A 21,849-nucleotide genomic window follows, 5' to 3' on the forward strand; every position below is an offset into this window, starting at 1 on the left:
ATTGTTAAACGTCAACTTTGGGATAACAGATATAATATTTCGTGACTGTTTTGGATAGCGCTTTTAAATTTAGATGGTCGGAAGCCTTGGCCACATCGGTGATTCTGCCATTTCTTCGCACGATATTGATGTTTTGTCTGTCTTGGTCGTAGGCCTTATTGCCTATCTCTCCGCTAAAAACAAAATAGGCAGTTTCCTGGTCCGTGAGCTCATGGGAGTTTTGAAATTTTTGGAATTGTTTTTTAAGCTTTTCAGGATCAATGGGTTTATTCTTCATTTTGATGGTCAGCAGCTTCCTATTGATGATCATGTCGCATAATTTTGAAAGGACAAAATCCGGATGATCTACCCATAATTTGATGGCGGAAAGGATATCCACATCGTCTAATTTGGCAAAAATCTCCAAAGTTTCATCATCAAAATTATCTTCATTGATCTTGTGTTGAATGAAGAACAACAAGGATTTGCTACAGTGCACCGTTTCTCCCTTATCCAGAAGTTCCTTGGCCCTTTTTAAAACGCTGATCAATAATTTTTCGGCCACCAGGCCCGTTTTGTGCAGATACACCTGCCAGTACATGAAACGTCTGGCCATTAGAAATTTCTCTACGGAGTAAATTCCTTTTTCTTCTACCACCAATTCCCCATCTACCACATTGAGCATGGTGATCATTCGCTCAGAACTCACATTTCCTTCGGCTACACCGGTATAAAAACTATCTCTTTTGAGGTAATCCATCCGGTCCATATCAAGCTGACTGGACACCAATTGGTTCAAGAATTTTTTGGGATAGGCTCTATTGAAGATTTGTATGGCTGTAGTTAAACTTCCGTTAAACTTCTTATTCAGTTTCTCCATAAAGAGCAATGAAATATGCTCATGGCTCACCCCTTCCACGATGCTATGCTCCATGGCATGGGAAAACGGCCCATGTCCTATGTCATGCAATAAAATGGCACATAAAAGCCCCTCTTCTTCTTTGGGCGTAATCTCAACCTTCTTGAAACGAAGCACTTGGATGGCTTTTTGCATAAGATGCATACAGCCCAAGGCATGGTGGAACCTGGTATGGGTAGCTCCAGGGTAAACCAAGTAAGAGAGACCCATTTGGGAGATCCTTCTCAATCGCTGAAAATAAGGTTCGGCAATGAGGTCAAATATTAAGGTATTGGGAATGCTAATAAATCCGTAAATTGGATCATTAAATATTTTAAGTTTGTTTGATTTAATCAAAATCACGAATCTTTAAGGCAGCAAATATAAGCACTAAATGAACAAGATTACAATCCTATGGGTAGATGATGAAATTGATCTGCTTAAACCACATATCATATTCCTAGAAAGCAAAAATTACGAAGTGATCACCTGTTTAAGTGGACAGGAAGCCTTGGAGGAACTCACAAAGAGCAAGGTAGACATCGTTTTTTTGGATGAAAATATGCCTGGAATCTCTGGCTTGGAAACCTTGAACGAAATAAAGGTGATCAATGCCTCCCTTCCTGTGGTCATGATCACCAAAAGCGAAGAGGAGTTTATCATGGAGGAGGCCATAGGCTCCAAAATTGCCGATTATCTCATCAAACCGGTAAACCCTAACCAGATACTATTATCCCTCAAAAAGAACTTGGACCATTCCAGATTGGTTTCTGAGAAGACCACAGCCAATTACCAGCAAGAATTTAGGAAGATATCCATGGACCTCTCCATGGTGAACTCCTATGGAGAATGGGCCGAATTATACAAAAAACTCATTTATTGGGAATTGCGATTGGAGGAAATTGAAGATTCCGGAATGTTCGAGATCCTGGAATCACAGAAGGTCGAGGCCAATGCCCAGTTCTGCAAATTCATGGAGAAAAACTATGAGGACTGGTACCAGGGGGGCGATGCCCCAGTAATGTCCCATACCTTGTTTAAGGAGTTGGTAAAACCAGAATTGAAGGACAGCAAAACCTTACTGTTGGTCATCGATAATTTAAGGTATGACCAATGGTTGGCCTTTGAAGATACTTTGAACACCTTTTACAAAAAGAAAAAGGAACTACCTTATTATAGTATACTTCCAACAGCGACCCAATATGCCAGGAATGCCATCTTTTCGGGGTTGACGCCCTTGGATATGGAAAAGAAGTACCCAGATTGGTGGAAAAACGATACCGATGAGGGGGGTAAGAATTTATTTGAAGCAGATTTCCTGGGGGCACAAATAAAAAGATTGGGATTGGACCTCCAATGGGACTACCATAAAATTAGCAGCTTAAAACAGGGCAGGCAATTATCCCAAAATTTTAAATCGCACAAGGATAATGACCTAACGGTCATTGTTTATAATTTTGTGGATATGCTCTCACATTCAAGGACAGAAATGGAAGTGATCAAGGAACTGGCATCCAATGATAAGGCGTATAGGTCTTTGACCCTGAGTTGGTTTAAGAACTCGCCTTTATTGGAAATCATACAACAGGCGCAAAATATGGGGCTAAAATTGATCATAACCACAGACCATGGGACCATCAACGTAAAACAGCCCTCCAAGGTTATAGGCGATAAGGAAACCAGTCTTAATTTAAGGTATAAAACTGGAAGGAGCCTAACCTATGAGGAAAAAGATGTTCTGGAAATTAAAAATCCCAAGGATGTCCATTTGCCCAACATCAATGTGAGCAGTTCCTTTATTTTTGCCAAGAACGATTTGTTTTTTGCCTATCCCAACAACTATAACCATTATGTAAGTTATTACAGGAATACCTATCAGCACGGTGGTGTTTCTTTGGAAGAGGTAATTATTCCTTTTGTTGTATTGGAGCCCAGGTAATTAGATTAGATCATATTTTTATGTTGTATACAGAAAGAGAGTTGCCCTTGGTGGCACAGAAGATTGTAGAAACAGCCAAGTCTAAGGTGCTATGTTTCCATGGGGCCATGGGGGCGGGCAAAACCACTTTGATCAAAGCTTTGGTCAAGGTTCTGGGTGCATCGGGCAATGCCAACAGCCCTACATTTGGTATCGTGAACGAATATCATACAGATTCCAATGAGTTGTTGGGATATCATTTTGATTTTTATCGATTGAACAAAGAGGAAGAAGCTCTGGATCTGGGGATTGAAGAGTATTTGTTTTCCGGGGCTTGGGTTTTTATAGAATGGCCGGAAAAGGTATCTTCTTATATTCCTGAGGATTGCACCCATCTTTATATCGAAATAAAGGATCAAAAGACAAGAGAATTAAATTTCGGTTAAAATTGCCCTTCTTTTTTATGTGCCAAGCTTCTGAGTCACCACTTAGAGCTAACTGGTTTTGCCATAATTTTTAAGCCAATGGAGTAAGTAATCATTGCTGATTAAGACTACATTCTTAAATTTAGAGTAATTAGTTTATAACTAAAATTTTGTTAAAAACGGCACCATCTATACAGAATAAACTACCAAAAATGAAGAATAAGCCCTACAAACAACAAAAATAATCGCATTTAATCCTATTTTTTATTTTATACCACTCATTATTTACGTATATTTGTTTGTATATTCGATAACAATATAGATTGAAATCTATAATTAAATCCTCCATTATGATAAAAACGATTGACAGATTAACACAGTTCATCAAATATGCGGGTTTAAGTGCCCGTCAATTTGACTTATCCATAGGTGCCGGCAACGGTTATACTTTGAGGATGAAAAAAAATCATGCTTCCATAGGTAGTGATGTCATTGAAACCATTATCAGAACTTACCCGCAATTAAATTTGGTTTGGTTGATGACCGGTGAAGGCGAAATGATCAAAAAAGGTGCTGAATCCAAAACATTGGAGTTCGATCAGCTTCCTGCTACCAAACAACAGGAAATAGAAAAGATCATTGAACAAAAAATTAGGGAGCGTCAGGAAAATGAGTTACAAAAACTTCTTTTAGATGTGACCCAGGAGATTGAAAAGACAAAAAGCAAAGATTAGTCCCCCTACTCTGCTTTTTTAGAATTCATTTCATCGATCAAGGCTTCTTTAAGTTTCATTAAGGAAGCCTTATTTTTTTCCATATTTTCTGGATTATTATCTGCTTTAATAAACTCCAATTCATTTCTTTTATCGGACAAATGTTGATTTTGTTGGCTTATCTCTTCCAATAAGCTATCGATCTTATTTACAATGTCCAGGTAAAGATCATGCAGCCTGTATTTGTATTGAATACGATTGGAAAGAAATAAGATCAGAACTAGAATAAAAAGAATGGCCGGGGCCGCCTTAAACAATTCAAACTGATCAATTATGTTCGATTTATTTTTTAAGGTTTCCCAAACTTGGTAGGTGTATAGAATAATAGGAATGAGAATAGCATAACGCCACCAAGCCCTGCTACTGATAAACCAGATTATTAGTGGGATTAAGGCAAAGACCTTAAGAGAGATATACCAAATAAAGGTAGCAACATCTTGAAATCCAAAATCATGGATAAAAAGCCAACCCAAATTAAATGATTTCGTGCCATTTGGAATTAAATCAGTAATGATGTAACAAATGGGTATTGCAATAAAAATTATACTACTAATGTTTTCAAACAACTTTCTAATGGACTTAGAGCCAATTTGTCCCGAATAAAATAAACCGCCGTCCTGATCAAGAACCCGTTGGGTGTGGTACAGCTTATTCAAATATTGATCCTTGGATATCTCTTTTCGTCCCATTTCCAAAGACATTATCCACGCATTGAGCTGATCGTATATGCGTTTGGATTTACTGCCAAACATCTCGTGTGATTCCAGATCCAAAAATATCGTATCATTCTTTTGTAGCTTTTTCAGTCTAATTTTATTTATAAAGAGAATCACACAAATAACAAAAGCAGTAATAATTAAGCAAAACATTCTATTGGTCCATGGATCAGGGAGCTGTATAAATATAGCCCTCCAACATAAATCATAGGTAAAAACAGCAATGGGAATTAATATAAAATTTCGTCTAAAAAAATTGGACTTAAAATACCATATGGAAAAGAGAATTATTGGTGTTATACAAGTTAAAACAAACCACGCAAAACCTTGGTTAGAATAGAAGTTATGATCATATGTATGATTGAAAATTCTAAAAGATTTTTCCGTTTCGCTAAAAAAAGGATGGATATACAGGGAAATAGAGGCCAGAACTATAACTAAAGGTATGTATAGATCCTGTTTCCATCTTTGCTCCCAAATATTATTTTTTACTTCTATCTTCTTAGGCATGAATAGTATAAAATGGGAACCTAATCCTTGTTAAAATTTCCAGTGAAAATAAAGATTATTACCTCAGTTTAAAATTGTATTGCGGTTTAAAATGAATAGTTAAAGATCATTTTTCTTGGTGTATTCCATTTTCTTTTTGGAATTCATTTCATCGATCAAGGCTTCTTTGAGTTTAATTAGGGAAGCCTTCTTTTCATCCAAACTTTCCATATTGTTGTTGGACCTAATTGAGTCCAGCTCTTTTTTCTTATTGGTCAACTCAGTATTTTCCCTACTTATATTTTCTAATAGTACATCAATCTCGCTGACAATGTCTTGATAAATATCAATCATTTTGTATTGGTATTTGATACGATTGGATATGTACAAGACCAATGCTACAATAAATAGTATGGCGGGAGCAGCCTTTAACAATTCATATTGATCTACTTGATTGGATGTTAGATTTAAAATTTCCCATATTTGGTAGGTAAAAAGAATAATTGGAATCAAAATTGCATGACGCCACCAAGTCCTACTGCTGATAAACCATATCATTAACGGCAATAGGGCAAATATCTTTGTTCTGATATAAATTATAAAATAATTTATATCAGCAAAACCATGGTCATGAATAGAAAACCACCCGAATGAATAAGACTTTACTCCAATGGGTATAAATCTCGAAAGGATATAAAGCACGGGAATAGAGACTAAAATTAGACAGCTAAGTATTTCAAAAAGCTTCCTTTTCTTTCTGTCCCTTAGGCCCTTCAATTTAAATGAAACCAATTCTTCATCCAGTACTTGACGGGTTTGAAATAAATTTTTAAGATATTCATCTTTGGATATTCCTGGCTCTTTATTTTCCATGGACAATAACCATTCACTTACTCTACCATATAGGTTTTTAGCAGTGTTTTTATTTAATATATATCCCGTCAGATTCGTTAAAATGAAGTTTCCTTCCACGCGTTTTACTATTCTATACTTATCAAATAATAATAGTAATCCTAAAAATATAGCAGTGATAGTCAAATAGAATAATATTTCAATTCCTTTATTAGGAAGTGAAATAGTTGAAATTATGGTCCTGCTTAAGTCATATACAAAAACCGACAATGGAAAAAGGATATAATAACGCCATGCATGATTTGACTGTATAAACCAAAGGGAGAAAAGAAATGCAGGAATTAAGTTTATAAGCAGGAACCAAACATAAGACTCATTTGAGATAAAGCCATGTTGAAAGGTTAAGCTGAAAAAAGTAAATGTATTTTCTGTATTGCTAAAAAAAGGATGTATGTACAGGGAAATAGAGACCAGAACTATAACTAAAGGTATGTATGAATCCCGTTTCCACCTTTGCTCCCAAATATTATTTTTTCCTTCTTTCTGCTTAAGCATGTATAGTATAAAATGGGAACCTAATCGTTGTTGAAATTCCAAGTGAAAATACTGATTATTATCTAAGCGTCGAAATTTGCATTTTAGTATATTTTTCTAAAATTATAATGGAATCAAATTGAAGACTGCAATTAATCCATTGGACTTTCATCTTAGAAAACCGTAGAACTTATATTTTCTCGAGTAAAATTTTTTGGGCGTCCCTCTGGATAAGTCAGATTATTATTGTACATTTTCCATGAAAAGACACTAAATTCGATGAAAGTATTTTTTTTATCGATGAAATGTATTGTTTTGTCGTTATAATGCAAATTGTATGTAATTTTTTTCCTACATTTGTATTGAAGATGAAATTTTATTAACTAAAAACTTTTTACGATGAACACAAAAAAGATTTTTTTCGCTGTGATCGCCGCTACTACGTTGTTAGTTGCTTCCTGTACTTCCAGTACAGCTAGTGATGATGCAGTGTACGAGCAAGGGATCGACAGAGGCAAGGTAACTATTCCGCCAAACGGATAGACTTTGATCTGAAACTGAAAAAGGCAGTCTATTTATTAGTCTGCCTTTTTTTTTACACAATATTTTCAGGGATACCAAGTTATTAAGGGTAATACTATTATTGTTTAAAATATGGACCAAACCAAAGTAACCATAAAAAAGAAATTAATTATTGAAGGCTTCTTGGCCATCATCATTGTCCTTTCTGTGCTCTTTTTCTATTCCTATAAGTACATGAATGGCAGTGAGGAGATGGAAGAATGGAGTTTTTTGGGTATGAACTTTACAAAAAATGGGTACCCTACCATACAAACAGCGATTTACTATTATATTGGTAAAGTAGTACCACTATATTTGCTTATTATTTGGTTCCTTACCTGCAAAGAATGGTGGTACCACGCTATCTTGGCCCCCATTGCCATGTATGCCTTCCAATTGTTTTCGCTGTTCTTTTCAGATAATATGAAAATGGATGAGAATGAACTTTACTACCTGCTCCTAGTATGTATGGTCATCATACCCGTGGTTTACTTTATTCGTGTAAAATTATTTGACAAGCACGTACACGGTATAGATCTGGAGGCTATGGACGCAGAACTTAAGATGTTGCAAGAAAGGGATCGCTTAAGACAAGAGAAAGAGGAACAAAAATCCAAAAAATTGTAAACATTGAAGATATTGTACCCAAAAGCACTTCAATTACAACGAATGAGCCAACCTTCTTCACCATAGAGCAACAAGTTTTGCTCCAAGATGTATTAAGGCAAGAAGGAGAAATCTACTAAAGATTCCTGAACATTAAAACTCCAGTTCATAGGTTGCATTGAAATAGAAATATTCAATTGCCTATAAGGCTATGACCACATGGTTACAAGTTCAAGATTTAGCCATTTGCATAGACGTTCCCATTACTGAGGTCCAAGTTGCCCAGGACACCATAAAATAATTTGTCACCGATACAATGAGAAAAGTCCAACCTATGATCCATTGGTTTCGGAATGATTTTATCCATCAATCTGAGAAGGCAATAATTTCATTGATTATTTGTTATAGAGGAAACCTAATAAAAATGCCGTATGAAATCGACCAAAGGAATAGCAAAAACCAAATTGTTTATAGAATCACTGATGATATTTCTGATTATTTTGGCTCCTTTTATTTTTAAAAGCCATGAATATGTATCGGAAGATCCTGAAGCGTCCCTTAACCTTTTTGGCTTTATAATTGATAACAATGGGTTTCCGAATTTACAAGTCTACATTTGGTATCTCTTGGGTAAGTTAATTCCCTTTTACCTTTTGATCATTTGGTTTTTTACTTCCAAACAATGGTGGTACCATATTATTTTGATCCCTATTTGCATGTATGCCTTTCAGTTGTTTGAAAATTTTTATTCTGACAATCAATATATAGATACAAAAAATGCACTTTGGATTTTACCGGTTTGTATGGTCATTATCCCTATTGTTTATTTCATCCGGATAAAGTTATATGACAAACACGTAAACGGCATTGATCTGGAGGCCATGGATGCCGAATTAAAGATGCTTCAAGAAAAGGAACGTTTACGCAAGGAGAAAGAGGAACTTAAATCAAAAAAATTGTAAATTTGAAGATGTTGTGCCTAATGGCACCATCAATTAATACGTATGAGCCAACCTTCTTCACCATTTAGCAAGCAACAATTACTGCCCCAAGAAGAAACTTTAGAAGTTTTAAGACAAAAAGGAGAACTCTACATTGGAATTCCCAAGGAAAACCAATTCCAGGAAAAACGTATATGCCTTACCCCAGATGCCGTTAATGCCATTACGGCTCACGGTCACCGGGTACTGATAGAGGCGGGAGCTGGAGAAGGGGCCAATTACTCAGATGTTGATTATACCAATGCCGGGGGAGAAATTACTAGAGACACCAAAAAAGTATTCTCATGCCCTTTGATCTTAAAGGTAGAACCCCCCACCCAATCAGAAATTCAGTTATTGAATCCGCAGGCAACCATTATTTCTGCCCTACAGATAAAGACCCAATCAAAAAAATATTTTGAGGAACTCGCCAAAAAGCGAGTTACCGCTATTGCCTTTGAGTATATCTTGGATGATGACGGAAAGTACCCAGCTGTTAGATCCTTAAGTGAAATTGCGGGTATCTCTTCCGTATTGGTCGCTTCCGAAATAATGGCCGCCACCAATAAAGGCAACGGACTGATGTTTGGCAATATTAGTGGGGTACCACCTGTTGAAGTGGTTATTATAGGTGCCGGTACCGTAGGAGAATTTGCAGCAAGGTCGGCAATTGGTTTGGGTGCCAATGTAAAGGTGTTCGATAATTCCATCACCAAGCTCAGAAACATACAGACCCATTTAAGACAAACAGTCTATACTTCTACCATACAGCCCAAGAATCTTTTAAAAGCCCTGAAACGCTGTGATGTAGCCATAGGCGCCACCCGTGGGAAGGATAGGTCACCCATTGTAGTCACCAGTACCATGGTGGAGCACATGAAAAAAGGAGCCGTGATCATAGATGTGAGTATCGACATGGGCGGCTGTTTTGAAACTAGTGAAATCACCACCCATGACAAACCCACACGTGAAAAATTTGGGGTCATCCATTATGGGGTACCCAATATACCCTCCAGATATCCCAAAACATCATCAATATCCATCAGTAATATTTTTACCCCCTACCTTTTGAAAATAGGGGAAGATGGTGGACTTGAAAATTCCCTGAGATTTGATAAAGGGCTAAGAAATGGCTTATATTTGTACCATGGTATTTTGACCAACAAATCGGTTGGGGAATGGTACGACCTTTCTTATAGCGATATCAATTTTCTTATTTTTTAGTGTATGGCATTTATAAAACGACTCGGCTTCTTTTTGGTCGGTCTTTCTATTGGAATTGTTTTTCTGACCTTCTTTTTTAAGAAAAAAACGGAAGAAACCGGAACCTCCTTCTGTTATTTTCCCAATTGTAGGGTATTGAAGGACCTAAGGTCCAAACCTATCTCCTACTCCGAGGATATCAATGAATTGTTGGCTTCCAACAAATTGGACACCTTGGATATCAATTCATTCTTTACCGATGGTGATATTGATTTTGGCAACAGTGATACCAAGGCAGTTCCCTGCCGAACCTATGTCATTGAAGGTACTATAAAAGAAAAAGAGGCAATTTTAAAAGTTAAAAATTGCCCTTCCAAGGTTGTAGTGGAACAGATAATCCTATATTAATAGGAACACTGTACCGTTCTTATACTTATATTTTTCTTCGGGTACGTTCCTTTTTCAATAAGGTAAGTTCCCTAGTGGTCTGCCCGGAAACAGAAGTGTTTTCTTCTGCTCTTCTAATGAGGTAGGGCATTACATCCCTGACCGGACCAAATGGTAGATATTTGGCCACCTTGTAACCATGGGCTGCCAAATTGAAAGAAATATTATCGCTCATCCCATATAACTGGCCGAACCAAATATTGGGCTCATTTTTGGCAATGTTCTTTTTTTCCATGAGCTCCATCAACTTATAGCAGCTCAATTCGTTATGGGTACCAGAGAAAAGTGCAATAACATCAAGATGGTCCACGATATATGCAATTGCCGCATCAAAATTCTCATCGGTTGCCTTTTTTGATGGACAAATAGGTGTAGGATAGCCTTTTTCTTCAGCCCTCTCGTTTTCCTTCTCCATATAAGCGCCTCGAACTACCTTGAATCCAACCTTGAAATTCTGATCTAGAGCTTTTTGATGCATTTTTTTCAGATAATCCATACGGTCCCAACGGTACATTTGTAGGGTGTTGAACACGATGGGTTTTTCCTTATTGTATTTCATCATCATATCCTCAACCAGACTATCCGCTGCGTCCTGCATCCAACTTTCTTCCCCATCAATGAGCAGGGCCACATCCATATCATGGGCCTTCTTACAAACTTTGTCAAAACGGTTAATAATACGTTGCCATTCCTGGCTCTCGGCCTCGGTCAAAGTCTTCCCCTCCCCTATTTTTTGGTAAATGGCGAAACGGCCAAAAGCCGTTGGTTTGAACACGGCATAAGGTATGCTGTCTTTTTCTTTTACAAAATTGAGGATTTCCATAATTTTCTCGTAGGCAAAATCAAACTGATTTTCTACGTCTTTCCCTTCCACGGAATAGTCCAATACCGAAGACACCCCTTTATCGTACATCTTTTCAATTAGCGGCAAACAATCCTTTTCATTTACCCCCCCACAAAAATGATCAAAAACTGTGGCTCTTATCAATCCTTCCACCGGCAAATGCGCCTTTATGGCAAAATTGGTTACCGCCGAACCTATTCTCACCAAGGGTTCATTGGCAATCATCTTGAACAGGAAATAGGCTCGCTCCAGTTCGGAGTCTGTTTTTAACGCAAAAGCTGTTGCGGTATTTTCAAAAATTTGATCCATTATTGTCAATTTCGTAACGGGCCAAATATAAGTAAGGAATATTTATTTTATCAATAAAAATAGCCTTTATTTTGTCTTTTTCAATATGTTCAAAATGAATTCCATAGCCAGCGATTCCTATACGGTACATTTCAACGAAAAAGCTTTTAATGCTTTAAACAGACACTTAAAAGGGGCGCATTATTCCAAGATTTTCATCCTAGTGGACGAGAACACACACAATCTGTGTCTGCCCCAGTTTATGGCCGAAATTGAAGGCGAATATGTATATGAGATCATTGAGATAGAAGCTGGGGAAATCCATAAGAATTTGGACACCTGTGCACAGGTTTGGGAGGCGATGTCCGAGCTTGATGCAGATCGAAAGAGCCTTATGATCAATTTGGGCGGTGGCGTTATCACCGATATGGGGGGATTTATAGCTTCTTGTTTTAAAAGGGGCATCCATTTTATCAATGTACCCACTACCCTATTAGCTATGGTTGATGCCTCCGTGGGAGGTAAGACAGGCATTGATCTTGGACCATTGAAGAACCAGATTGGCGTAATCAACCAACCTCAAATGGTCCTTGTGGTATCCGATTTTCTTAAAACATTGGAAGAAAGGCAATTACAAAGTGGATTTGCAGAAATGCTGAAGCATGGACTCATCAAGGATAAAAAATACTGGGAGGAGCTCAAACTTCTTTCCAGTTTTGACGATATGGACGAATTTATTTATCATTCCGTCCTTATTAAAAATGAGGTGGTACTCCAAGATCCTACCGAACAAAATATCAGGAAAATCCTGAATTTTGGACATACGCTGGGACATGCCATAGAATCCTATTTTTTGGAAAGCACTGCACATGAGACTCTATTGCATGGGGAAGCCATTGCCATTGGGATGATAATGGAAGCGTTTTTGTCCAAAGAACTTACGGGTCTTCCTGAAAAGGACCTGAAAGACATCAAGGATACCTTCCTAAAAAGGTATGAAAAAGTGGTGTTTACGGAGGAGGACATCCAGACCATTTTAGGTTTAATGAAGTTCGATAAAAAGAATTCACACGGGAATATCAATTTTGTGCTCTTGAATTCCATAGGGAGTCCGGTCATCGACATCAAAATACCTAACAATTTGTATATCAAGGCATTTGAATACTACAAGGATTAAAGCCTACGCCTACTAAAACGAAGGTTTTACAACTCTTTCAGTGGTGAAAGAAATAAATAGTATAGCTTAGGATAAGAAACCTTCCTAAAAACCATACTATGATACGCAGACTGGTAGACTACAAGAAACTGGACCACCAAGTGGCCAACCTACTCATTGAAAAATATCCACACGGGTACGGAGATGGAGATATCATCTCTTTTAAAAATATGCAGGGCGAAATTGTGGAAGCTGTAGAAGTAAAAACAAAGGATACCCTTTATTTGATCAAAATCAGTAAGTGTCTAGCCCGCTTTATCGCTGAATTCGATGATAAAATGGAAAAGGAACTGGAGATCAAATCAATCAAACCCGAAAAAATTGCCGGGGAGGAAGATGAAGCCGAATATGAGTATGAAGATAGCCATGAGGAAGATTATGATGAATAGCTACGCATCATCACGTATCGCTTTTTTGTTGGGTCCTACTTTTTCATTGCGATGGGTGGCATATTGAAAAGTAAATTCCGCACCAAAAAATATAATGATACAGGTATAGTACACCCATAACAGTATCAATACCACAGAGGATGACCCTCCATAGACGGATGTAGGATCACTTTTGGTGAAATAGAAACCCAAGAGGTACTCCCCTATCAAAAATAGCAAGGTGGTAAGACCGGCACCCAAAAAGGTTGTCTTCCAGCGAATATCTATATCTGGCAACCATTTGAAAATGGCTCCGAACAGCCCTGTAATGATACAAAAAGACAGTAAAAAACTAAATAGTTCTGCAAAAACGGCCGCTATTTGAGGCGCTACTTGTCCCACATATTCGCTCATCACATTCAGAAAAATGGATAATATTAAGGAAACCAAAAATAGAAAACCCAAGACCAAGATCATCCCAAAAGAAATCAACCTGTCCAACATGGTTTTTAGGAAGCCAGTTTTTTTTGATTTCACCCGCCAAATGGCATTCATCGTCTTTTTCAATTGGACAAAAACCCCGGTAGCACCAAATAGCAACATGGCAATTCCCAAGACAACGCTAAACGTACTACTTTGATTCAGCGCGGCATTGGCAATCATACCTTCTATAGCCTCTGAGACCCCTGCGCCTATTAACCCTCCCAGTTTCTGAACGATTCTTCCCTTCACCGCCTCTACACCAAAAAAATACCCTGAAATAGAAACCACAATCATTAGTAATGATGGTAGGGAGAACAAGGTATAATAGGCTATAATGGCACTTTTGCCAAACGGGTCATTGTTATACCACGAGGCAAAGGTTTTTTTTAAAAGTAAAAAAAATGTTCCAAGCCTCTGTGTCATCATAAATATCTATTCTGCAATATGGCCAAATGGTGTTTCTGATGTCCGGAAATAATGAGCCCGGCAGCACCCACACTCATTTTAGCACCACTGGCCATACCCGTCCTGTTCAGTTCCTTTTCTTCAAAAGTTTCGAACAAGGCAATCGTTGATTGACGCACCGCCAAATATTCCTTGATAATACTGTCTTTAGACCGACTGTTGGCGTTAGATGCTGGGACATATTCATCTTGGTCGAATCCTGGAAGTGGCGTCCGGTCATTTCTATAAAAACGCAGCGCCCTATATTGAAAGATCCTTTCCGTATCTATCAAATGTACCAAGACCTCCGAAACGGTCCATTTACCAACTCCATAGGCATAAGTGAGCTTTTCATCGGGAATGTTCTTTACCTCATTGATAAATTGATCCATTCCGCTTTTCAATCCTTCCATTAATTCTACATCACCCAAGGCGTCTATGTAAGGCTGGTAATAAGAATTGTATTCAGTGGTAAGTAAATCTGTTGCTTTCATTGGTATAAAATAAAAATCCCAATCAAAGGTAATGATTGGGATTTTAAATATGTTGGAATCTTAATTACAACTCATTAAAAATGGTGTGCATCAATCGCTTTTTGTCATTGATACTCTCCTCCAACGATATCATGGTTTCAGTCCTACTGATACCGTCAATATCATCTATTTTAAAAATAATATTCTTAGCATGATTTGTATCCTTCGCCCTGATTTTACAGAAAATATTGAATTTTCCAGTGGTAATATGTGCTACAGTTACAAATGGAATTTGATTTAAACGCTCCAAGACAAATTTTGTCTGATGTGTTTTTTCCAAAAAGATACCTACATAAGCAATAAAGGCATATCCCAATTTTACATAGTCCAAGGTCAAGGAGGAACCTTTAATGATACCTGCCTCTTCCATTTTCTTCACCCTAACATGAACAGTACCTGCAGAAATCAATAATTTTTTTGCTATATCCGTAAATGGAGTTCTGGTATTGTCTATAAGCATGTCCAGAATCTGGTGATCTATTTCGTCTAATTTAACTTTACTCATCTGAGAATTTATTTTGAGCAAAAATAGAAAAATAAGGAATTAAATGTAATAAATAATCTCATTTTTTGGGAAAATCATAACGATTTGTATATTTCAAACGATTTCATTCAATAATTACCCCAAACAGTCCATCACTTTTTTGTTCAATTTAATAGATTTCAGGTCATTTTCATCAAGGCAATCATAGGTCTTATGGCCATAAAATTGGTGAAGATCACCTGTCTTTTCCACAAAGGGCTGAAATTTAATGGCAGTAGATTCCAAAACCTCTTTATAAAGCACACCTATATCCATTCTTTTAGTTTGAGAAGCGAGCAGAAGATGGGCATTCTTGATTAAGACATCAAAATATAGCTTTCCGTTTTCCGGAATTTCAAAGTAGTGATCTTGGGGATATAAAGGGATCTCTGCCCTCGCTATAGTTTCCAAGCCTTTGAGCATGGCATAAAAGATATATTCCCTTGTTTTTTCCCGACTGTAGTCGCCAGGGAAGTGTCCGGCTTCAAATAAAATGGTTGGGGTATTCAACATTTGAAATGCATCTCCAACACAATTATGGTTGAAACTGTCATCATACCTGCCCACCTGCCCTGGAATCAATTGCTGAATAAGGCTGTTCATGGCAACTATCAATTGCATACTCACTCCCCTTGTTTTGGAAATACTCCTTTCCTGGTCATGTGCGGGGGACAAAAAGGAGATGGTTGCCGGTTTGTTTTCTTGGCCCACATTAAAAATGGTGCGTTGATCATGTAGATTAAAGCAAAAATCGGGCTGAAAAGCATCGTAAATCGCTCTTAACACCTTGCTTTCCGGTTGTGAACGGTCATGGGCATCCCTGTTTAAATCGATCTCGTTGGCATTTATCCTAGTGTAGGCCGCAGCCCCATCTGGATTTAATATAGGAATTATCTGTACCGTGCATTCCTGGAGAATGGTGTCTGCCAAAACAGAAGGTAGCGATAAATAGTTTATTAGATCCAAAACGGCCTTGGTTGTTGTTGATTCATTTCCATGCATCTGAGACCACATCAATATTTTTTTAGGTCCGTAGCCCAAGGTCACCATTTTAATTTTTTTCTGCTGGACAGATAAGCCAATGACCTCAAAATGTAAATTATGGGAATGATCAAACAAGAACTTATCAATAGCGTCAATGGTGACATATCTATCAACGACCGTATTTTCTTTTACAGTTGAATAATCTAGATTAAATGGATGCATGTAATTGTTGTATTTAATGGTTACAAAACTAACATCAAATAAAATTACAATTGTATACGTATAATTATTACAAATGTATACAGTTGTTATTCTAGTTTTCGACCATGTTTGTAATTGGTTATTGACCTTTTACCTTACTATAGGGTGTATTGATATAAAGTACTTACAAATCACTATTTCAATTACTTATAATTATTCATTTAAAGTTATTATTCCATAAATAAAATCAAATGAGCCGTCTCATTGATTTGATTTTACATAGTTTTGGTTACATTTGTATAAAAATTATTACAATGTTAAATCAGGATGCGTTTTTAAAAAGACTTGATGCAATAATGCAGTATTATGATGTTTCTGCATCGGCGATGGCCGATAAAATTGGGGTACAGCGTTCCAGTATTTCACACTTGTTGACTGGAAGAAATAAACCCAGTCTGGAATTTGTGATGAAGGTTGTAGATGCTTTTCCGGAAGTGAATCTTTATTGGTTGCTTCAAGGGGACGGTGAATTCCCTACGCGGAAAAAAGAAACTGCCACCCTATTTACTACTCCTGAAGAACCCATGTCAAAGGAAACTGCTTCACCCCCTGAAGCCAAAAATCCAAAGGTCCTAGAAGCTTACGTTAAACAAGTTGAGCGCATCGTGATCTTTTATACGGATGGCAGTTTCCAATCCTACTCGGAAATAAAAGATTAGTTGCGTCTGTTCCATAAAAAGTTGCTAGCGGATTAAATGGTAGATAGCCACAATTTTCTTTTCTTTGTGGGTATGATCAAATATTCGTTTTGCACCCTGTTTTGTTTGTTATTGTGTGTTTCCTGTTACCAGCCGGAACGCGACTGTACTCAATTTAAAGAGGGGGAGTTTAGCTTTACCTCTTCTGTCAATGGGAAAGAAATGACAACAACTTTTATTCGCAAAGACGGTGTAGAAATTGATTTTTTTCAAGGAAAGAGGGATACATCTACCGTTAGATGGATCAACGATTGTGAATACATTGTAAAAAAGATAAATCCCAAGAATATGGCAGAGGAAAAATCGGTCCATATGAAAATACTTTCAACAACAGACAATACCTATACTTTTGAGTACAATATTGTTGGAGACAATAAAAAGTCAAGGGGAACAGCTACCAAGACCAATTAAAGTTTATTAAAAAACTGTAGCATACCTATATGAGGCTATATGGCCTTTGCAGTAATTGATGCAAATGGATTATGTGGTCGTAGTGATTCCGGTAGATATTTACACTCCCAATTTAAATATACCTGTAGCGTTTTGGAATATAAGATTCGCAAATATGCATACAGCAACAGGAATGGTCAGATTGAATTAATTTCAAGCATAAAAAAAAGCCCTTGGGAGACCAAGGGCTTTTTTTAAACTAGGATTTCCTAATTGGGTCTACTATATGCCAATTCGGGATTAACATCCTTATGCTTTTTAAAAAGACGTTGTTGTTGCTTTACTGTTAGGGTACTGCCATCATGACTCCATCCTGGAGGACCAAAGATGTACATAAAGGCATGTGACAATTTCTTGGATTTCTTCACGTCCTTATAAATATCTTTGAACTCATGGGTAAGGATCACAATGGGATTGTGTGAGTCCGGGGCGTGTATGACGCCATATTTAACATCTATATCATCATCCAACTCCTTCCAAGTACCGAACATCTTATCAAAAATGTTTAGGAAGCCTCCGTGGTTTTTGTCCAAATATTCTACATTTTGAGCATGGTGGACCTGATGCATGGTATGGGTATTGAAGATCTTTTCCAAAAACCCCATTTTCGGAACATAAACCGAATGAAGCTGAAATTGCCATAACGCCTCAATTCCCAGACAGACGACAACCATTTCTGGCGGAAAGCCAATTGCCGGCATCCACATATAGAACAATGGTTTGTATAAAATGGTAAACCATCCGTTTCTGACAGCTGTCCCCAGATTAAAGTTATCCGATGAATGATGTACAATATGGGCAGCCCATAGAATACGTATTTCATGATTGGCCCTATGGAACCAGTAATAGGTGAAATCGTCGGCCAATTGACAAAGTAGCCATATGTACCAAGCATATCCAAAGGCTTCATATCCAAGAATATTGGTCCTTATGCCATTGGCAGCAATGGGATTGAAAAGTTCATAGGTGAATTCAAAAATTACAATGGCAGAAATTACCTTTATCAAAGGCGCAATAATAGCAGAGCCAATACCCATAAAACCACTGGCTGCAAAGTCTTTCCATTCGTAAAGATCATCATCTCCATGGGTCTTGCTGTAGGTTAATTCCAATAAGATAAAAGCGATAAAACAGGGAACTCCGTATACTAACGGATTGGTGAAATCCATAAAAACAACATTTTTGGTAAATATAACAATAAACTCATGCTCTTCCTTAATACTTTAACATCTACATGAAGATTGGTGTTAAGGATTATTGGGTACTTATTTTTCTTTGATGCTTTTTAATAATTTATTTTGCTCTTTCATCAGTTTTTCCAAATTGGCCAATAACTCAATATCCTTAGGGGTTGCCACCTCTTGGTTTTTTGGATCTTCGGATTTTGTTTTAAACCGATTGATAAACTTGATAACAACAAATATGGTAAAGGCAACTATGACAAAGTCTACAAAAACTTCAATAAGTTCACCATAGGCTATGGCTACTTCCTCAGTATTTCCACTGGCCTCCCTTAGTATTAATTTCCTGTTGGTGTAATTTACACCGTCGGTCAGCAAATTAAGGGGTGGCATGATAACCTTTTTTACGATGGCATTGACCACCTTATTGAAAGCCGTACCAATTATGATACCCACCGCCATATCGATCATGTTTCCTTTGATCGCAAAATTCTTGAATTCTTTAAAAAAATCCTTCATGGCGCTATTTAAAACAAAAGTGTCTGACCTTCATCTTCCGGCTTTGATCCTTTTGACTTAGAATTTGATATGGGCCTATCATCAGAAGAATCCACTGCTTCCTCATCTATCACTTCCATTTCCTCCGGTTCTTGCACTTCGGGTTCTTCATAGGGCAATGGCTCCAGCGCATTGACACTTTTCACCTTGTCGGCCGTTAAAACATTGCCTAAAGCTTTAATTCCTTTTACCGCTATAAAATCTTCCAGATCAATAGTTTGATTTGGCTTGGCATCTTTTCCTCTTGGCTTCACGAATTCAACTTCCACTACCGGCCTCCAGTCCGACGAAATCAGTTCCAAAACCGATTTTGGATGTTCGGAAATGAAAAGTTCTTCTTTTCCTTCGTTTTCGATTACAAATCGCTTGATATAGTACCGCTCCTTTTCTCCCTCGTAGTAAACTGCCGATAAGGGTTTTTCCGGGTTCCATTTTTCCAGTAAGATCATATCATCATCAAAATGGGTCGAAAGATCGGGCGTCAAAGTTTTTGCAATTCCTTTTTGGGTAACCACGAGTAGAAGATCATCCCCCCTAAATTCTCCCAATAGCTCACCCCTGCCATCTACATTGAGCCTTCTAACTACTTCATCGAACCATATTTTTCTTGGTTTGAGGGTAGAGACTCCTTTTTCCTTTAGTTCAACCCGTTTTACAGGATATTTTGTGACCACATTACCTTTGGAAGCTCTTCCTTTTATTAGAACATCTGCAAAGTCAATATCCCATTTTAATTTTTTAATACTACCTGCCTGACGCAATAGGACGGTGACCACCTCGGCTTCCCCATTGGGATTTGCAGAAAAATACAACATCTCAGAATTGGCCTTGCCATTGGTAAGATCGTAAATCTTATCCCTTGTGATGCTTGTTACGTTAAATCTCTTGATATAACTGGGGCCGCCTTTTCCGTCTTTATAGATCATGTTATAGATGGTGCGCTTGTCCTTTTTCTTAAAAACAGCTACATGAACTATATTTTTACCTATGAAAGTTTTGGCATCCACCTTGGTGACCATCATTTTACCATCTTTGGTAAAGCAAATAATATCATCAATATCGCTACAATCAGTGACATACTCGTCTCTCTTCAATGAAGTGCCCACAAAACCTTCCTCCTTGTTTACATAGAGTTTGGTATTGCGAATAACAACCTTGGTAGCTTCAATATCGTCAAAAATTCGAATTTCGGATTTGCGCTCCCGGCCTTTCCCGTATTTTTCCTTTAGACTTTTGAAATAATCAATGGCGTACTCCACTAAGTGCTCCAAATGATGTTTTACTTGAGCTATTTTTTCCTCAAGGCCTTCAATAAATTGTTGTGCTTTTTCTAAATCGAATTTGGAAATCCTTTTGATTCGAATTTCTGTTAGTCGAACTATATCCTCTTCAGTAACAGCTCTTTTTAAATGGGCAATATGGGGCTGAAGTCCTTTGTCGATAGCCTTGATAACACCTTCCCAGGTCTCTTCCTCTTCAATATCCCTATATATTCTCTTTTCTATAAAAATACGTTCCAAAGAGGTAAAATGCCACTGTTCTTCCAACTCGGAAAGTTGTATTTCCAATTCCGCTTTCAAAAGCTCTACCGTATTCTCCGTAGATCTTTTTAGCATTTCCACTACACCGATAAATAGTGGCTTATTGTCCTCAATGATACAGCCCAAAGGTGAAATGGAAGATTCGCAGGCCGTAAAGGCGTATAGGGCATCTATAGTCTTGTCTGGGGAAATACCACCCGGCAAATGCACTAAAATTTCAACATCGGCTGCGGTATTGTCCTCAATTTTTTTGATTTTGATCTTGCCCTTATCGTTCGCTTTAAGGATAGAATCTATTAAAGTAGAGGTGTTGGTTCCATAAGGTATCTCACTTATAACCAGTGTATTTTTGTCCAGCTGAGATATTTTGGCCCTCACCCTGATCTTTCCACCCCGCAAACCTTCATTGTAGTTGGTAACATCGATGATCCCAGCGGTAGGGAAATCAGGAAAAAGGGTAAATCGCTGCCCTTTCAAATGCTTTATGGAACTATCTATTAATTCAATAAAGTTGTGGGGAAGTACTTTGGTGGATAATCCTACCGCAATACCCTCAGCCCCCTGTGCCAGAAGCAAAGGAAACTTTACGGGCAGGTTGACGGGTTCTTTTCTTCTACCGTCATATGATTGCTGCCATTCGGTTATTTTAGGACTAAAAACAACTTCCAGACCAAATTTGGAGAGTCTAGCTTCAATATATCGAGAAGCCGCGGCCCCATCTCCGGTGAGTATGTTACCCCAGTTCCCTTGTGTATCTATCAACAAGTCCTTTTGTCCGAGCTGCACCATGGCATCTGCAATACTTGCATCACCATGAGGGTGATACTGCATCGTATGTCCAACAACATTGGCTACTTTGTTGTAACGGCCATCATCGAGCTCTTTAAGGGCGTGCATGATCCTCCTTTGAACAGGTTTAAAACCATCTTCAATGGCCGGTACGGCACGTTCTAAAATAACATAGGAGGCATAGTCTAAAAACCAATCTTTGTACATCCCTGTGACCTTGGTCAAAGAATCCTGGGAGTTGTCTAGGTTTTCGTTAATTCCATCATTTACTTCTTCATTCTCTTCCATTCAGAAAGATTCGTATTAG

General features: G+C 37.8%; 22 protein-coding genes. 11 read left to right on the plus strand and 11 right to left on the minus strand.

The features are described 5' to 3' along the window. Positions 1-4: 4 nt before the first annotated feature. Positions 5-1,234, minus strand: a complete 1,230-nt coding sequence (locus WAA86_RS04385; RefSeq protein WP_337299767.1) for an HD domain-containing protein — start codon at positions 1,232-1,234, stop codon at positions 5-7. Positions 1,235-1,271: 37 nt separating this feature from the next. Between WAA86_RS04385 and porX the strand changes: the two genes are divergently transcribed. The 3 genes from porX (at position 1,272) to WAA86_RS04400 (ending at position 3,954) form a co-directional block, all read left to right on the plus strand. After that, the gene (gene porX / locus WAA86_RS04390; RefSeq protein WP_337299768.1) at positions 1,272-2,816 is read left to right on the plus strand and encodes a T9SS response regulator signal transducer PorX; all 1,545 of its coding nucleotides are present in this window, start codon (positions 1,272-1,274) and stop codon (positions 2,814-2,816) included. Positions 2,817-2,836: 20 nt separating this feature from the next. Then, on the plus strand, positions 2,837-3,241 hold the full coding sequence (gene tsaE / locus WAA86_RS04395; RefSeq protein ID WP_337299769.1) for a tRNA (adenosine(37)-N6)-threonylcarbamoyltransferase complex ATPase subunit type 1 TsaE: 405 nt from the start codon (positions 2,837-2,839) through the stop codon (positions 3,239-3,241). A gap of 329 nt (positions 3,242-3,570) precedes the next feature. Next, on the plus strand, positions 3,571-3,954 hold the full coding sequence (locus tag WAA86_RS04400) for a hypothetical protein (RefSeq protein WP_337299770.1): 384 nt from the start codon (positions 3,571-3,573) through the stop codon (positions 3,952-3,954). Between the two features lie 5 nt (positions 3,955-3,959). Here WAA86_RS04400 and WAA86_RS04405 read toward each other — a convergent pair whose 3' ends face one another. After that, the gene (locus tag WAA86_RS04405; protein ID WP_337299771.1) at positions 3,960-5,219 is read right to left on the minus strand and encodes a hypothetical protein; all 1,260 of its coding nucleotides are present in this window, start codon (positions 5,217-5,219) and stop codon (positions 3,960-3,962) included. A 99-nt stretch (positions 5,220-5,318) separates the two neighbouring features. Next, entirely contained in the window at positions 5,319-6,605 is a 1,287-nt protein-coding gene (locus WAA86_RS04410) for a hypothetical protein (protein WP_337299772.1), read from the minus strand. A 633-nt stretch (positions 6,606-7,238) separates the two neighbouring features. Between WAA86_RS04410 and WAA86_RS04415 the strand changes: the two genes are divergently transcribed. The 4 genes from WAA86_RS04415 to WAA86_RS04430 all read left to right on the plus strand — a co-directional run bounded on the left by WAA86_RS04415 (position 7,239) and on the right by WAA86_RS04430 (position 10,342). Next, on the plus strand, positions 7,239-7,772 hold the full coding sequence (locus WAA86_RS04415; RefSeq protein WP_337299773.1) for a hypothetical protein: 534 nt from the start codon (positions 7,239-7,241) through the stop codon (positions 7,770-7,772). A 410-nt stretch (positions 7,773-8,182) separates the two neighbouring features. Next, positions 8,183-8,713, plus strand: a complete 531-nt coding sequence (locus tag WAA86_RS04420; RefSeq protein WP_337299774.1) for a hypothetical protein — start codon at positions 8,183-8,185, stop codon at positions 8,711-8,713. Between the two features lie 42 nt (positions 8,714-8,755). Further along, positions 8,756-9,955, plus strand: coding sequence for an alanine dehydrogenase (locus WAA86_RS04425; RefSeq protein WP_337299775.1), 1,200 nt, complete (start codon positions 8,756-8,758; stop codon positions 9,953-9,955). A 3-nt stretch (positions 9,956-9,958) separates the two neighbouring features. Continuing rightward, entirely contained in the window at positions 9,959-10,342 is a 384-nt protein-coding gene (locus WAA86_RS04430; protein ID WP_337299776.1) for a DUF4258 domain-containing protein, read from the plus strand. Positions 10,343-10,367: 25 nt separating this feature from the next. Here WAA86_RS04430 and WAA86_RS04435 read toward each other — a convergent pair whose 3' ends face one another. Beyond that, positions 10,368-11,534 (minus strand): proline dehydrogenase family protein, encoded by a 1,167-nt coding sequence (locus tag WAA86_RS04435; protein WP_337299777.1) that lies wholly within the window; start codon positions 11,532-11,534, stop codon positions 10,368-10,370. Positions 11,535-11,628: 94 nt separating this feature from the next. Here WAA86_RS04435 and aroB point away from each other — a divergent pair, with 94 nt between their 5' ends. Together aroB and WAA86_RS04445 are read left to right on the plus strand one after the other, a co-directional pair. Continuing rightward, positions 11,629-12,690: a 3-dehydroquinate synthase gene (gene aroB, locus WAA86_RS04440; RefSeq protein WP_337299778.1), complete on the plus strand. Its 1,062-nt coding sequence runs from the start codon at positions 11,629-11,631 to the stop codon at positions 12,688-12,690. A gap of 98 nt (positions 12,691-12,788) precedes the next feature. Beyond that, positions 12,789-13,118: a hypothetical protein gene (locus WAA86_RS04445; protein ID WP_337299779.1), complete on the plus strand. Its 330-nt coding sequence runs from the start codon at positions 12,789-12,791 to the stop codon at positions 13,116-13,118. Here WAA86_RS04445 and WAA86_RS04450 read toward each other — a convergent pair whose 3' ends face one another. The 4 genes from WAA86_RS04450 to WAA86_RS04465 form a co-directional block, all read right to left on the minus strand. Continuing rightward, positions 13,119-14,006: a YihY/virulence factor BrkB family protein gene (locus WAA86_RS04450; protein WP_337299780.1), complete on the minus strand. Its 888-nt coding sequence runs from the start codon at positions 14,004-14,006 to the stop codon at positions 13,119-13,121. After that, the gene (locus tag WAA86_RS04455; RefSeq protein ID WP_337299781.1) at positions 14,003-14,518 is read right to left on the minus strand and encodes a DinB family protein; all 516 of its coding nucleotides are present in this window, start codon (positions 14,516-14,518) and stop codon (positions 14,003-14,005) included. Before WAA86_RS04455 ends, WAA86_RS04450 begins: the two co-directional genes overlap by 4 nt. A gap of 64 nt (positions 14,519-14,582) precedes the next feature. Continuing rightward, positions 14,583-15,062: an Lrp/AsnC family transcriptional regulator gene (locus WAA86_RS04460; RefSeq protein WP_337299782.1), complete on the minus strand. Its 480-nt coding sequence runs from the start codon at positions 15,060-15,062 to the stop codon at positions 14,583-14,585. Positions 15,063-15,176: 114 nt separating this feature from the next. Beyond that, on the minus strand, positions 15,177-16,286 hold the full coding sequence (locus WAA86_RS04465; protein WP_337299783.1) for a M14 family metallopeptidase: 1,110 nt from the start codon (positions 16,284-16,286) through the stop codon (positions 15,177-15,179). A 293-nt stretch (positions 16,287-16,579) separates the two neighbouring features. Here WAA86_RS04465 and WAA86_RS04470 point away from each other — a divergent pair, with 293 nt between their 5' ends. Then, positions 16,580-16,984 (plus strand): helix-turn-helix domain-containing protein, encoded by a 405-nt coding sequence (locus WAA86_RS04470; protein WP_337299784.1) that lies wholly within the window; start codon positions 16,580-16,582, stop codon positions 16,982-16,984. 201 nt (positions 16,985-17,185) lie between these two features. Further along, a complete protein-coding gene (locus WAA86_RS04475; RefSeq protein ID WP_337299785.1) occupies positions 17,186-17,434 on the plus strand; it encodes a hypothetical protein in 249 nt (82 codons plus the stop codon). Positions 17,435-17,682: 248 nt separating this feature from the next. Here WAA86_RS04475 and WAA86_RS04480 read toward each other — a convergent pair whose 3' ends face one another. From WAA86_RS04480 to WAA86_RS04490, 3 genes are all read right to left on the minus strand, one after another. Next, positions 17,683-18,642: a sterol desaturase family protein gene (locus tag WAA86_RS04480; protein WP_337299786.1), complete on the minus strand. Its 960-nt coding sequence runs from the start codon at positions 18,640-18,642 to the stop codon at positions 17,683-17,685. A 96-nt stretch (positions 18,643-18,738) separates the two neighbouring features. Beyond that, positions 18,739-19,173: a large-conductance mechanosensitive channel protein MscL gene (gene mscL, locus WAA86_RS04485; RefSeq protein ID WP_337299787.1), complete on the minus strand. Its 435-nt coding sequence runs from the start codon at positions 19,171-19,173 to the stop codon at positions 18,739-18,741. Between the two features lie 8 nt (positions 19,174-19,181). After that, complete coding sequence (locus WAA86_RS04490; protein WP_337299788.1) at positions 19,182-21,830, minus strand: DNA gyrase/topoisomerase IV subunit A; 2,649 nt, start codon at positions 21,828-21,830, stop codon at positions 19,182-19,184. Positions 21,831-21,849: the final 19 nt, after the last annotated feature.

The sequence above is a fragment of the Sediminicola sp. 1XM1-17 genome, from assembly GCF_037203765.1.
GTDB lineage: Bacteria > Bacteroidota > Bacteroidia > Flavobacteriales > Flavobacteriaceae > Sediminicola.